General features: G+C 35.5%; 13 protein-coding genes. 2 read left to right on the top strand and 11 right to left on the bottom strand.

Translation table 11 applies throughout. From position 1 onward, the window contains the following. From VJJ26_01860 to VJJ26_01825, 8 genes are all read right to left on the bottom strand, one after another. A partial coding sequence (locus tag VJJ26_01860; protein ID HLC06911.1) for a hypothetical protein occupies positions 1 to 468 on the bottom strand: 468 nt, incomplete at its 3' end. Between the two features lie 145 nt (positions 469 to 613). Beyond that, positions 614 to 1,111, bottom strand: a complete 498-nt coding sequence (locus tag VJJ26_01855; protein HLC06910.1) for a crossover junction endodeoxyribonuclease RuvC — start codon at positions 1,109 to 1,111, stop codon at positions 614 to 616. Between the two features lie 102 nt (positions 1,112 to 1,213). After that, positions 1,214 to 1,483: a hypothetical protein gene (locus tag VJJ26_01850; protein ID HLC06909.1), complete on the bottom strand. Its 270-nt coding sequence runs from the start codon at positions 1,481 to 1,483 to the stop codon at positions 1,214 to 1,216. Positions 1,484 to 1,508: 25 nt separating this feature from the next. Next, on the bottom strand, positions 1,509 to 1,664 hold the full coding sequence (locus tag VJJ26_01845) for a hypothetical protein (GenBank protein HLC06908.1): 156 nt from the start codon (positions 1,662 to 1,664) through the stop codon (positions 1,509 to 1,511). 53 nt (positions 1,665 to 1,717) lie between these two features. Then, positions 1,718 to 3,097, bottom strand: coding sequence for a replicative DNA helicase (gene dnaB, locus VJJ26_01840; GenBank protein HLC06907.1), 1,380 nt, complete (start codon positions 3,095 to 3,097; stop codon positions 1,718 to 1,720). A gap of 7 nt (positions 3,098 to 3,104) precedes the next feature. Next, positions 3,105 to 3,548 (bottom strand): 50S ribosomal protein L9, encoded by a 444-nt coding sequence (rplI, locus tag VJJ26_01835; protein HLC06906.1) that lies wholly within the window; start codon positions 3,546 to 3,548, stop codon positions 3,105 to 3,107. Between the two features lie 270 nt (positions 3,549 to 3,818). Continuing rightward, positions 3,819 to 4,310 (bottom strand): hypothetical protein, encoded by a 492-nt coding sequence (locus VJJ26_01830; protein ID HLC06905.1) that lies wholly within the window; start codon positions 4,308 to 4,310, stop codon positions 3,819 to 3,821. Further along, positions 4,303 to 4,506: a hypothetical protein gene (locus VJJ26_01825; GenBank protein ID HLC06904.1), complete on the bottom strand. Its 204-nt coding sequence runs from the start codon at positions 4,504 to 4,506 to the stop codon at positions 4,303 to 4,305. The genes VJJ26_01830 and VJJ26_01825 overlap by 8 nt, the downstream gene beginning before the upstream one ends. Before the next feature lie 204 nt (positions 4,507 to 4,710). On the opposite strand from VJJ26_01825, the gene VJJ26_01820 reads away from it, so the two are divergent. Beyond that, positions 4,711 to 6,495 (top strand): hypothetical protein, encoded by a 1,785-nt coding sequence (locus VJJ26_01820; GenBank protein ID HLC06903.1) that lies wholly within the window; start codon positions 4,711 to 4,713, stop codon positions 6,493 to 6,495. 52 nt (positions 6,496 to 6,547) lie between these two features. Here the strand turns inward: VJJ26_01820 and ileS are convergent, their stop codons facing one another. Then, a complete protein-coding gene (gene ileS, locus VJJ26_01815) occupies positions 6,548 to 9,466 on the bottom strand; it encodes an isoleucine--tRNA ligase (protein HLC06902.1) in 2,919 nt (972 codons plus the stop codon). 262 nt (positions 9,467 to 9,728) lie between these two features. Here ileS and VJJ26_01810 point away from each other — a divergent pair, with 262 nt between their 5' ends. Next, positions 9,729 to 11,528, top strand: a complete 1,800-nt coding sequence (locus tag VJJ26_01810; protein HLC06901.1) for a sialidase family protein — start codon at positions 9,729 to 9,731, stop codon at positions 11,526 to 11,528. A gap of 76 nt (positions 11,529 to 11,604) precedes the next feature. Here VJJ26_01810 and VJJ26_01805 read toward each other — a convergent pair whose 3' ends face one another. Next, entirely contained in the window at positions 11,605 to 11,790 is a 186-nt protein-coding gene (locus VJJ26_01805) for a DUF1328 domain-containing protein (protein ID HLC06900.1), read from the bottom strand. A gap of 354 nt (positions 11,791 to 12,144) precedes the next feature. After that, the coding region (locus VJJ26_01800; GenBank protein HLC06899.1) for a WD40 repeat domain-containing protein at positions 12,145 to 12,909 on the bottom strand (765 nt) is incomplete at its 5' end.

The following is a 12,909-nucleotide window of genomic DNA, read 5'->3' as shown; positions in this document are numbered from 1 at the left end:
CGTGTCTAGATAGATTGAACCTGGAGATAATTTTTTTGTATTTATAGTGAGTGTTTCATTTATGACCTGATGAATAACAAGGTCAAGATCTTGCGCCATTGCTTCATTTTCTTCTGGACTTATTTTTGAAGCATTTATTGCTAACGTTCTTTCTGCATAATCAAGAGCTTCCACAACAGCGTCATATAATCCTATAGAAAATCCATCTTCAATATGTTTTTTTAATTCATATATTGGTGATGCTTGATTATCTTCTAGTTCATTTATTCGAGACATTACATCGTACAATCTACTAAATTCTTTGCCCAAATAAACATAGTGTACACCAACATTATCTAATACTTCATGTAACTCTGCCTTGGAAATATATGCCCGTTCTCTATCAATACTCTGCAAATAAAATGGTAGCAATAAACAACTTATTGCCAGAAAATTAGTATAACAATTAGCTACTCGAAACTTCTTCATACACAACCCTTTTTTTTAACATTTTCCTACTAGAAGAGTTATTTTTATGTAACAAAAATATAATAATAGTGTCAATAAAACTATACAGATAAAAAAAAGACCCTTTCTAAGAGGATCTTTTTAACATAAAGCGTGTAAAATATTTTTATCTCAATTTTTGTAATAAACTATTTTGATTACTTGACCACAAACCACATAAGGTAACAGCAATCGCATCAGTCACATCTTCTTTTTTTGGTACTTCCATACCGGGAAATAACTGTAAAATAACACGCGCAACTTGATCTTTCGTTGCACCACCAAAACCTGTAACTGATTGTTTTACCTCTGTTGGTGCAAACTCTTGTAAAGTAGTTTTATGTTTATGAGCAAGAAGATATAAAATTCCTCGCAGATATCCAAGTTTCAAAAAATTCTGAGCATTCTTACCCAAAAATGGTGTTTCTAATGCAACTACTGTGACTTGCCACGTAATAACTTTTTCTTCAAAAAATTCATGAAATTTACCAACGCGATTAACAAGACTATCAGACGGGGACATTTCTAAATAGCCGTAATCAAGAAGAAGGGCTTGTCGCCCTTCTTTTTTTAAAATACCAAATCCAGCACATTGAAATCCCGGATCAACTCCTAGAATTACCACTCTATACCCTTTCTATCTGCTTCTTTGTTGGGGTCCCCATGTAAAGTGAAACGTCACATGGGGTTAAAAATTACCACTCTTATTTTCCTTTTTTACAAATATTTACAACAAAGAACTATCAACCTTTTTTATCAATTCAATCACTGTTTCCGATAATTGATATCGATGCGTATGAGATAATTGCACAGTTTCTTTGCAGCTATCATACAATGATAAAACATTAAGAACATTATCAGTACTAAGTGATACTTCATCTGTTGTTTTAATAACTACAATACCTGTCTCTAAACTTTTTTGCAGCGCTTTTCTAAAATCTTCAAGTGTACAAACTTTTTCACCATTTACTTCATTAATAGTATCTGCCCAATTCATGGTACGTGTACGAGCAATTAAAATATTATTTTTTAGATATCACGACAGAACTTCGAAACATTTCATGCGTCCTATTGTCAGATAAGGCAGCAAATCCAAGCTGAAGCAATCCCACAACAACCACTGCAGTCATAGCACTTAAAACAACTTCGTCTCTTTTTGGAAAAAATCTGCTTTTCATCAAAGTCCCTTCCATCAATATTGTTTATTTTACTCTGTCTACCAAAAAAATTATTACTCAAAATCAGGAGCATCCTCAAATTTAGTAATTTCCTTTATAAAGTTCATGTAAACTGTACCTGTTGGTCCATTGCGTTGCTTTCCAATAATAAGTTCGGCCAACGATGGATTTTCGGCTTCTGGATTATACACAACATCACGATACAAAAACATAATTAAATCTGCATCTTGTTCAATAGCACCTGATTCACGCAAATCTGAAAGCATTGGTCGTTTATCCATGCGACCATCAACCGCACGTGAAAGTTGTGATAAAGCAACTATTGGAATATTCAGTTCTTTAGCTAATGCTTTCAATGATCGTGAAATTTCAGAAACTTCTTGATGTCGATTTTCATGTTTTTTATTGGAATGTAATAATTGTAAATAATCAATCACCAAAAATTGTAACCCATGCTCAGCTTTTAATTTACGTGCTTTAGCACGCAAATCCATAATGTTGAGCATAGGAGTATCATCAATAAATATTTTCATTTCTGCAAGTTGTGCAGCAACATTGGTCAAATCAACCCACTCATCGGATGAAATGGTTGCATTTCTGATATTATGATGACCAATGCCTGACTCTGCTGATAAAAGACGTAACGTAAGTTGCTCGGCAGACATTTCAAGAGAAAACACACCGGTTGAAAAACCATTACGTGCTGCCGTAAGAGCAATACAAAGAGCAAGCGCGGTTTTACCCATAGAGGGACGCGCTGCTAAAACAATAAAATCGCTATTTTGAAAACCTGAAGTCATTTGATCCAGTTGCTGAAAACCAGATGGAATCCCCGTAATACCCTTTGTGTGGCTTTTTATATCAGAAAGATGTTGAAAAGTTCTTTTTAACCAAATATCAAGCTGTATAAAGCTATTACTGGATCGTTTATTGGAAATATTAAAAATAATTTTTTCTGCGTCATCAAGCACAGCATCTATCGAAGCTTGATCTTGTGTATAGCAGTTAGTAATGATTGTTGCGGCAGAACTAATGAGCTGCCGCAACACTGATTTTTCTTTAATGATAGTTGCATGTTGAACAATCAAACCAACCGAGGGTATATCTTCTTGTAAAGTCAGGAGATACACTAATCCACCGATTGCTTCAAGCAGATCCTTTTTTGTCAGTTCATCTTGAAGCGTAACGATATCGATGCGTTTGTGTTTTTGACTCAAGTCAATAATGGCCTGGTAAATTATCTTATGAGCATGACTGTAGAAATCATCAGGTACAATAATTTCTGCGACCGTACTTATATATTCATCATTCAATAATAATGCACCTAAAACAGCTCGCTCTGCATCACTGTGAGCGGGAAGCGTTTTTCCAAGAATACCTTCGACACTCGGCTTTTTGGCTACGGCATTATTATAATATGAATTTTTACTCATATGGTTACTATTCAGCAATGATTGTTACTGTTATAGCTGATTTTAACCGTGTTGTTAACTTGATACTTACTTTGAACATGCCTTTGGATTTGATAGACTTTTCAAATTCCACTTGGCTTTTGGTGATACTAATACCCTGATTGGCAAGAGCATCAACCACTTCTGAGGCATTGATTGCGCCATACAACTGGCCATCATCATGCATTTTTCGCTTTAAAGTGATAGAAATTGTATTTAATTTTTCTGCAAACATAGAGGTCTGAGAAGCGATTACTTCTTTACGATTGTCAACTTTACGAATTTTAGAAAGGTATTGGCTTTTATTATGACTGGTAATTTCGATTGCAAACCCTTGTGGAATGAGGAAATTGCGTGCAAAACCATCTCCCACATTGATAATTTCTCCAGCCAATCCTATTTTTTCAACGTCCTTGCGTAAGTATACTTCCATCTCATGCTCCTTTTGATGATCAATTATGTTTTGGCCTTTAATAGATATTTTCAGTATAACTTAAAAAAAAAGAGTTGAAAATAAAGGATTTTATCCAAAGTAGGTAAAATTACCCACGTTTTTGATTTTTTTGCTCAAAAACCTCTCGTTCCCGTGCTAATAACCCAAGGTATGAGCTAGTACGAAGCGCTGAATGAACAACAATAATGAGGGCTGTCATTATAATAAGGATCATAAGCACCAAGGAACCGGCACGAAATGTATTGTTTTTCACGTTTTTTCCTGCTCTAGAATGGCAACATAACAAATAACTGGGCTTTTGGGATTGGATTGTGATGTAAGACTGAGTTCTATCCCCACAATATGGTCGTTATTTTTTTCAATGGCAAAAACCGCCTGAGCAATACCATGAGCTATAATACTTGCTGTGGATTTTTTCCAACCTTTATCATATATGCCCTCTTTTCTGTTGAGGCGATTACCAGAAAAACACCATCCAATATCATGATCATCCTGATGCCAAATAAGTTCATGAGGCGTAATCAATTTCCAATCATATTTGCACCCTCTTTTTGTGCGTATGTCACGAACAAAAAGATCAGATGCAATATGGAGCGCTATAATCGATTGACATTTACGCATTGCAGAAAGAGAAGGAATAATAAGTGATGTTATTATGTGACAAGAAAAAAGTGTTATCAATGAAAAAAGCATAAGATAGAGTAAAAATGATAACAGAGAAAATCCTTTTTGATTATTCATGTGAATAGCTCTGTCTTTTTACAAGGGCTCTTTCTTTTTCATTACGTGTAGTAGAAAAGCTTTCAATTCTTTGCAACGCTTTCTGTTGCGTGCTTCTAACTTCAATTATATAATGGGTAATAATTAAAATAAAAAAAATTGATACTGACAATCCAACAATTAACTCAATAAGGAGAAATCCATTCTTAGGTTTCATTACTCTACGCACCTTCGAAAAATAATAGTTTTGAGTTAAAAAGTTATGTAGACTATACCGATAAAGTAAAAATTGATGCAATAGATCAGTAGCATTAAATGACATAATAAAGAAAAGGTATCCATTATGACGTGTCGCACCCTATTTTTTAATATAATATTCAGCATATTTTGCTGCGTCTATTCGCCTACAGTAGTAGCAGGCATGACAATGCCAAATATGGAAGATTTTGAAAAAGAACTTGCAGAAGCTAATAAAGCAATAGAGGAATATGTCGCAAGTCTTCCCCCTGCAGAGCAAGCTGCATTTAATCAGCAGGTAGAAGAAATGTCGCAAATGTTTGAAAACATGAGTGAGGATGAATTTGAAAAATTCCTCGGTGAAATGTTTGCTGATGAGCCAATGATGATGGAACCAAATCCATTTGACATTGCTCAACCGATAGCACAAGAGGAAGTTGTTGAAGTTGTTTTAAGTGCAGAAGATAAGAAAAAAGTTGAAACAGCTCTTGCAATACTTGATGATATTATTACGCAATCCAACTTATTTATGGTTATTGTTAATAGTTCAGCAGATTTGCCAAATCGCATCAATCTATGGGCAAAAAAAGGTGATATCACCAACTGGCAAAATGGATCAGATTGGGAAGTTTTCAAAAAAGAACTAGAAATATTTATCCAAAAACTTTATCGAGCAGAAGAACAAGATCTTACAACTAAAAAATATAAATATCTCCTTGAGTTGATTGCTGATGAAGCATTGTACAATAATCTTATCCAACTGCAAAAAGAACTCAAAACTCTTGTTCCAGCCATTAATATTCCTGAATTTAATATTCAAAAATTAAGTGCTCAATCAAAAAAAGCAATAAAAAACATTCTCGCAAAGTACACTGAGAGTTTTTATTTACTTACCATCCCAAAAGCGCTTGATACTCTTTTTGAAAAATATGCACCAGAAGAAGAAAAAATACGTGCCGCTGAAGAAAGTGCTACACAGAGAGCTCTTGAAGCTTCAAGAATGACACGAACACCTGCAGCGCACACTGAGGCCGGCACAGAATACGAAGCGGGATATGGCGATTATTATGGTGGCTATGGATATCCTGATTACGGATATTCTGATTATGGGTACGGATCACCTTACGACCATGGCTATACTCCTGATTATGGTTCATATGGGTCTGATTATGGTACTGGAGCAGGCAGAGGCGGCAGTGGTGGTGGAAAAAGCGGTGGCGGTGCAACTGGAGGTGGAGCAGGAAAAACAGAAGGTGAAAAAGATTCAGAAGAAACAAAAGAAACAAAAGATAAAAAAGGCAAAAGTAGAGCTGAACAGTTCATACCTAATTATGAAGTTGAACGAGCTATCGCTGATATTAAAAGCAATCTTGAGGCTATTAAAGCAGCTTTCTCAGACAAAGAGGACAATCCAACAAAACTTGCAGATCTTGCCAAATATATCAAAGAAGATGATAGCGTAGATGTTATACTTGCTGGTGCTACTTTGCCAACTACAGTAGATAAAGGAATATCTACGATCATCAAATCCCTCAAAAAAATAAATGACAAAAAACTTAATGCTGATGATTTGGCTCACTACCAAAAAGAAATCAATAAGTTTTTTGATGCGAATAAAAAAGAACTTGAAGGCTTGCGTGATTCTATAAATACTTTTGAAGCCCCAACAAAAGAAGAAAAAGAAGCCGCTGCAGCTTATGCTAAAAAACGTCCCGGAGCAGAACAAAGTAAAAAAACTGATATAGCAACTCTTTCAAAAGAAAAACAATGGGCTTACTTTGGTGGCGGTGATGATCTTCTTGATGAAGACAATAAGCTCAGGAAAGATATTACATCCAAGGTATCTTTATTTGATATCAGAAACAACATCAAAAAACTTTTTGAAGATGTAAAAAGTTTTACAACTAAAAAAGCTCCTGTTGCAAAAAAAGAGCCTGCAATAACTCCAAAAAAACCTGCGCAAGAATAACAACATATCTTGTTTAATAAAAAGAGGCCTGCATTAACCGCAGGCCTCTTTGTTATCTTACTATCTTCTGACACCGTCTACACAGATCATCAGGATCACTTGTAACATCCCATTGCCAACAACGAGGACATTTTACACCATCTGCATGTTCAACGCGTGCAAGCAACCCTTTTAATTCTGTTTCTTCGAGATTGCTAGCACTTGATAACACAGTACATTGGGAAACAATTAAGAATTCTTTTAAAAAGCTTTCAACACTTTCATCTTTTTCATTCAAAGCTATGAAAAAGTTATTCATCTTATTATAAAAATCTGCTTCTGGATTAATATACAATGTTACTTGAGCTTCTAATGAATGTTTAACAACTTGTTTTTCACGTTGCAGTTCAATTGCTTTAAGCAATGCGGATCGCATATTTTTGAGTACTTCCCAAACATCTTCATGTGTATGCCGCGATGCAATCTCTTCCATTTTATAGGTAGATGCAGTAGGAGTAATATGCTGAAGTACTCGTGGTTCATGCATAAACCTTCTTTCAGCCAATTGTTCCCAAACATTCTCCATAACAGTAAACTTTTGCAAGTGAATAGAATCAGTTTTACCTTTTTGATATTCATCAGATAACTGTTCTGCAGTAAACGACAAAATTGGCGCCATGAGCTTTGTTAATGTATCGAGCATATTGGTACATACTGTTTGTGCAGAACGTCGCTCTAAGCCATCTTTTTTTTCAACGTATAATCTATCTTTTACAATATCCAAATAAAATGCACTGAGATTAATTGAGCAGTAATTACCAAGCAAATGGAACACGCGTGTAAAATTATATTCTGTATACGCGTGAATAACTTCTTCATTTAGTTCAAAAAGTTCTTGTAATGCATACTGATCGATGGCATTCATTTTTTCAGCTAGAACAGCATCTTTTGACATATCAAAATCATTAATGTTAGAAAGCAAGAATCGACATGTATTGCGTATTTTTCTAAATACTTCTTGCACATTTTTAAGTAAAATCTCAGAAACAACCGGATCACCCGAATTGTCGATACTTGAAGCCCATAAACGCAGTCCATCTGTACCTATATTGCCAATTATTTCCTGAGGAGAAACAACATTACCCAATGATTTTGACATTTTGCGACCTTGCGCATCAACTGTATATCCGTGAGTTACAATTGTTTTAGTACATGGTGTTTGTTCAATAATCATGCTCGTGAGCAATGAACTTTGGAACCAACCACGATGCTGATCTTTACCTTCAAGATACATGTCAGCTGGATAAGCAAGTGCAGGATTTTTTTGCAATACTGCATAGTGGCTTATTCCAGAATCAAACCACACATCAAGAATATCTGTTTCTTTATGCAATACACCTGTTGTGCATTGTGGACAAGTAGTAGATGCATATTTAAGAGACTCCACTGGTATTGTGTCCCAATATTCAATACCTTTTTGTGCAACATGAGTAGCAATTTCATCAATAAATTCTTTATTTGTATATGCATAGTCACATGCATCACAAATAAGAGCAGTAATTGGAACTCCCCATGTACGTTGACGAGATAAGCACCACTCAAGTCTACCTTCTATTGTTGCTTCAAAACGATTGTGAGATGCTGCAGGAAGCATATTAATGCGTGAAACTGCCTCGCATGCTTTTTCTTTAAGATCATTCTTTGATAAATCACAGAACCATTGTTTAGTTGCACGGAAAATTAATCCACCACGGCAACGCCAACAGTGCGGATACGAATGCTTAATGCTTGATTTGAGTAAAAGTTTGTTTGCATCAAGTAATTTTTGAATTACCCAGCCTTGCGCATGAGCAACAGACATCCCAGCCAACTCTTGCGGTTCAATATCTTTTGTATAGTGTCCATCAGGAGTAATTGGAGAGTAAATTTCTAAATTGTTTTTTACTCCAACTTCATAATCAATGGGCCCTACACCAGGAGCACTGTGCACACATGCAGTACCATTGTCGGTAAGCACAGAATCATCTACCAAAACCGGAACAAAAAAGTTATCAATAAATGGATGTGCTACTTGAGCATCTGATTCTATGAGTGTTTGCGAATTAAACTCAGCAACTACATTTTTTGTAATGCCAAGTAATTCTACTATTTTTTCAGCAAGAGATTTACCGACAACAACATAATTATCAGCTGTTTCAAGAACGACGTAATCTGTGTTTGGTTTTAACAAAACTGCACGGTTGAGTGGTAAGGTCCACGGAGTTGTTGTCCACACAAGCAGGCTCATTGGCTTATTTTGTAATTGGGGAAACAATTTTTCACAAACATCTTTTGCTAAAGTAAAAAGCACATACAGTGATGGATCTTTGCGGTCATGATATTCAATTTCAGCTGATGCAAGCACAGTTTGACACGAAGGACACCACGGTACTGTTTTATTTTTGCGCTCGATATAACCCTGTTGCACAAGAATTCCAAACGAACGCAAAATGTCAGCTTCATAGCTGAAATCCATAGTAAGATACGGATGATCCCAATCCATAAGTACACCAAGTTGCTTAAATTCATGTCGTTGAATATCAATCCATTTATTGGCATATTCCCGACAAGCTTTTTTGAGAGCATCGCCTTGCAATTCAGGATTTTCTTTTTTTACTGCAAACTCAATGGGTAAACCATGACAATCCCAACCAGGAGTTACGGGAACGTGTTTTCCCATCATGCGCTGCGATTTGGTGACAATATCTTTCAAAATTTTGTTATATGCATGTCCAATATGAGTGTATCCATTTGCATAAGGAGGACCATCATGCAAAATAAATTTTTCTTCACCCTTATGCACTGTGAATGCTCTATGATATAGATTTTCATTTTCCCAGCGTTTTAATAATGCTGCATCATCTTCTTTATGATTTGAACGAATTGGAAAATCTGTATGTGGTAAATTAAGAGTATCCTTGAAACTTTTTTTTTGATTTTCTACTTTTTCCATTATCTTGTTTCCTTAGCTCTAAAACTCATTTAATTTATCCAATAGAAATTATTTCCCTATATAGTATAGCGTTTTTCAAAAAACAAACAATTATAAAAAAACAGCTCCTCCTGCAAAATTATGTTGTAATAATCGCTCAAATTATAATATAGTGAAAACCAATGTCTCAGTAATCTTTTATAAAGAAAGGAAATCGAAGAAATAAGGAATATACGCAAATAAGTGAGGTAGTATTGTTATTATTTATAAAAAGGTACAAAAAATGTCGCACAAATTATTTTTAAAGCAATCTAGTATTTTAATTACTGGTATTGCATTGCTATCATTTTCATCAGTCAGACCCGAAGACTTTGATCAAGCCGAAACAAGAGCATGTGCCCATTCATGCGATAAATGGAAAGCAAAAACACGTAATGTAGGATACCCTCAAGATGAACTTCCAGTTCCTATAACACACTGCCAAGATAGGCAGTTGGCAATTTTCGCAGATACCCTCATTTCGCACGGGGCGGCTGCCGAACCAACGCTTGCTGTTCATCCATTTTTCCCTAATATTCTTGTTGCTTCTTGGCAACAGGATAGAATTGATAACAGTGGAGCATTATTAGCCGGCATAGCTTACTCATTTGATGGTGGAAAAACATGGCACAGAACAACCGTTCCTGCTGTGCAAACTCTCACTCAATTCTGTACAGGCGGTTACATTGATCGTGTAAGTGATGTTTGGTTAAGTTTCTCAAGAGGGTTAAGTGAGGAAGAAGTACTGTACCTCATTTCATTACCATTCAATATTACTGAAAATTTGAATACATTAGATCAACAAGGTGTTGCTGCTAATATCTCACCAGATGGAGGAAAAACATGGAATGGCCGTCAAATGTTGGGCACAACCCAGGATGCATTTAATAAGCCTGGCTCAATATTGCTTCCATTTGATGATAAACCTTCTGTAACAGCTGATCCAAATATTCCACAAAATGCTTATGTGGTTAGAGAACGCTTTGATACTGTATTCAGTGACCATGCTCCGGTACTTTTTAACCGTACCGTTGATGGAGGTTTAACATGGTCCGATTTTACTGTAATTTATGATCCTCAACTCGATACAAGTACTTTACCACTCGTAGCAAACTCAACATTTAACAACATTATTGTTGTGCTGCCAGACTGTATTGCTTGTCCATTACAAGGAAATCTCTTAAACTTTATGACACGGACACTTGTAGATCCAAATACAGGAGATAGCTATTTTGATATTGCTCTCATTAGATCAACCGATTTTGGACTTACATGGGATACAGAAGCGACAGTTGTTTTACCAGCCGTAAAAGCTGAACCTAATGGTGAAGCTACTGTATTTACAGGAGGCTATACATACGACATCAATGGTGATAGGACAGGAGGAGTAGGCACACTCATGAGAACAGCTGAGTCGGATGTATTTGATGTCAATGTCAACCGAAGCAATGGAACGATCTACGTTACATTCCAAACAACTCAATTTAGAGAAGATTTCCTTCCTCAAATTGGCTTAGTGGTTTCTCGCGATGGAGGAGTTACTTGGACACCGCCAGTCAGAGTTAATCGTACACCACAAAATTCACCAAATCCACAAGCCTTTACGCCAGCTATTGCAAGTACAGAAAGTGGTGATGTTGCAATACTGTTTTCTGACTTCCGTAAGAGCAATAACGCTGTTCCTACAACAGATCCTAAAACAAAAACCAACACATGGCTTGATATCTATAAAGATATTTATCCTCTTCCAGGTAACACAGGTGTTGGATTAGATTTTGTTCAAGAACTAAGACTCTCTAAACATTCATATATTGCTCAAAATGGACCTGTTACAACTTCAGGGGTAATGACTAACGGAGATTATTCATTCCTCGTTGCACAGGGCAGAGATTTTTATGCTGCCTTTACACAAACACACAAGGGACCATTTACTCCACCAGAAGTCTTTTTTGTTGATCCAGTTACTGGATTCAAACTTTTTGTTGATGATAACTTCCGTCAATCTCCTTACGTTAGTGTGATAAAGCGTAAAAATAACCACTAAACACTTTGTAGTAACAAAAAAAGAAGGTCTAGCATGTGCTTAGACCTTCTTTTTTAATATCTTATTAATTTTATGCTTATTCCATCGGTGTTGGTGGTTTTTTGCCACGGAATATACTTGCTATCAATGATAAAACAAATAAAATAAGGAAAATAAAGAAAAGTATTTTTGCTATATCAAACGACATACCGGCAACGGTAGAAAAACCTAAAAAACCAGCAATAATTGCCAGCACTAAAAAGGTAATAACCAAGTGCATCATAACGCTACTCCTATAAGATTAATAAAACTTGTTTTTCGACCATATCATAAAAATAAATCGAAAATATAGAAAAAAGCAATTTATTCTTAATGTATTCCTTTTTTAACATTAAATTTTTAAAACCTAAAAAAAATTGTTTTTCTTTGGTTTTTTATATTAACATAAAAGTGAACTCGTTATGCGACAATATGTATAGTGAATAAATTATGCACATGATGGGTTATAAAATGAAAAAAGCTCGCTGAATTTTTTACATGTTTTACGTAAGCTATTAATAACCTTTGGAATTATTCTCATCCATTCCAATTGCACCGCAACTATATAACGCCAACAATAATACCACTACCTTATTTTTCATTCTATCTTCCTATACGCCTGAATTGTGTAGTTACATTTATCCCATATAAAATTCTGCATTCCCCCAGGCAAACTACTCCATGTGTTTGTTAAATCAGATAGTGCATCATCCTTTTCTTTTGAAGAAAATGTTGTAGCAATATTATCCAATAAAAAACAAGGACTAGTAATGGTTTTTGGCAATTTTGCAACTTGTAAACGCATGCCAATCATGCGCAGTAAAATAACTTCTTCTAATGATCCTGCGATATATCTCGCAAAAATCCGTACTTTCTTATCACCACATCCTGTTGCTAATAACTTATTATCCGGTGAAAATGCTACTGAATTGACACAATCATCATGATTTAATACTGCAATGCACTCTTGTGTTGCTCCATTAAAAATCCGTGCTTTCTTATCACTACATCCTGTTGCTAATAACTTATTATCAGGTGAAAATGCTACTGAGTAGACATAACGACCATGATCTAATACTGCAATGCACTCTTGTGTTGCTCCATTAAAAATCCGTGCTTTCTTATCACCACATCCTGTTGCTAATAACTTATTATCAGGTGAAAATGCTACTGAATTGACACAATCATCATGCTTTAATACTGCAATGCACTCTTGTGTTGCTCCATTAAAAATCCGTGCTTTCTTATCATCACATCCTGTTGCTAATAACTTACTGTCTGGTGAAAATGCTACTGAATTGACACAATCATCATGCTTTAATACTGCAATGCACTCTTGTGTTGCTCCATTAAAAATCCGTGC

This window comes from Candidatus Babeliales bacterium (assembly GCA_035288105.1).
Lineage (GTDB): Bacteria > Babelota > Babeliae > Babelales > Vermiphilaceae > SOIL31.
Note: the sequence above shows the minus strand (reverse complement) of the source record. Positions and strands in the feature narration are given on the sequence as shown.

Bases quoted from the DNA above. Each gene is read 5' to 3' on its own strand.
- VJJ26_01810 (HLC06901.1), top strand. From the start codon at position 9,729: ATGTCGCACAAATTATTTTTAAAGCAATCTAGTATTTTAATTACTGGT.
- VJJ26_01820 (HLC06903.1), top strand. From the start codon at position 4,711: ATGACAATGCCAAATATGGAAGATTTTGAAAAAGAACTTGCAGAAGCT.
- VJJ26_01830 (HLC06905.1), bottom strand. From the start codon at position 4,310: ATGAATAATCAAAAAGGATTTTCTCTGTTATCATTTTTACTCTATCTT.
- dnaB (HLC06907.1), bottom strand. From the start codon at position 3,097: ATGAGTAAAAATTCATATTATAATAATGCCGTAGCCAAAAAGCCGAGT.
- VJJ26_01825 (HLC06904.1), bottom strand. From the start codon at position 4,506: ATGAAACCTAAGAATGGATTTCTCCTTATTGAGTTAATTGTTGGATTG.
- ileS (HLC06902.1), bottom strand. From the start codon at position 9,466: ATGGAAAAAGTAGAAAATCAAAAAAAAAGTTTCAAGGATACTCTTAAT.
- VJJ26_01850 (HLC06909.1), bottom strand. From the start codon at position 1,483: ATGAATTGGGCAGATACTATTAATGAAGTAAATGGTGAAAAAGTTTGT.
- VJJ26_01845 (HLC06908.1), bottom strand. From the start codon at position 1,664: ATGAAAAGCAGATTTTTTCCAAAAAGAGACGAAGTTGTTTTAAGTGCT.
- rplI (HLC06906.1), bottom strand. From the start codon at position 3,548: ATGGAAGTATACTTACGCAAGGACGTTGAAAAAATAGGATTGGCTGGA.
- VJJ26_01805 (HLC06900.1), bottom strand. From the start codon at position 11,790: ATGATGCACTTGGTTATTACCTTTTTAGTGCTGGCAATTATTGCTGGT.